1 protein-coding gene is annotated in these 1,001 nt (G+C 62.3%); it reads right to left on the minus strand.

The window, feature by feature from the left end:
* Nucleotides 1-1,001, minus strand: a 1,001-nt coding sequence (gene sufB / locus WOA58_RS18610) for a Fe-S cluster assembly protein SufB (protein ID WP_340605801.1), incomplete at both ends; no start/stop codon positions are given.

Here is a 1,001-nt window from a genome sequence, read left to right on the forward strand (position 1 = left end):
TTCGCGCCCGTGTCGATGTCCTGACCCTCGCCCGCGAAGGCGATACTGATGTGGTTCGCGCTCGCGCCGCGCCCCTTCAGGATCGTACAGGGATACAGCATCGTGGCTTTCGAGCCCATCGAGCCCGAGACCCACTCCATGCGACCGCCCTTCTCGGCGATCGCGCGCTTCGTGTTCAGGTTGAACGTGTTCTTCGACCAGTTCTGCACGGTGCTGTACTGGACGTGAGCGTCCTCGCCGACGAAGACCTCGACGCCGCCCGAGTGCAGGTTGTGCGTGCCGTACTTGGGTGCCGAACAGCCCTCGATGTAGTGGACTTCCGAGCCTTTCTCGGCGACGATGAGGGTGTGTTCGAACTGGCCCATGCCCTCCGAATTCATGCGGAAGTACGCCTGGACGGGCATTTCGACGGTAACGTCCTCGGGGACGTAGACGAAGCTGCCGCCGGACCAGACGGCCCCATGCAGAGCAGCGAACTTGTTGTCGCTGGGTGGGACACACCGAGTCATGAAGTGTTCTTTGACGATCTCGGGGTGTTCTTCGACGGCCTGGTCCATGTTCATGAAGACCACGCCCTTTTCCTCCCACTGTTCCTGCATGTTCTGGTAGACGACTTCCGATTCGTACTGGGCGCCGACGCCGGAGAGGGATTCGCGTTCTGCCTCGGGGATGCCGAGTTTTTCGAAGGTGTCCTTGATGTCCTCGGGGACGTCCTCCCAGGAGTCGACGCTGCCGCGTGCTTCGACGTCGGGGCGGATGTAGGGGATGATCTCCTCGACGTCGAGTTCGGTGAGGTCGGGCTGGCCGGGCCAATCCGTGGGGAGGGGCATGTTCTGGTAGTGCTCGAGGGCGCGAAGGCGCCGGTCGAGCATCCAGTCGGGTTCGTCCTTGTCCTCGCTGATGAGGCGGACGACCTCCTCGGTGAGGCCCTTGCCGGAGCGAAGCGCGCTTCGCTCCTCGTTTTTGTGATCGAAGCGCTCCTGGTTCTTCGTGAGTTCTTC

This window comes from Halalkalicoccus tibetensis, assembly GCF_037996645.1.
Classification (GTDB): Archaea; Halobacteriota; Halobacteria; order Halobacteriales; family Halalkalicoccaceae; genus Halalkalicoccus; species Halalkalicoccus tibetensis.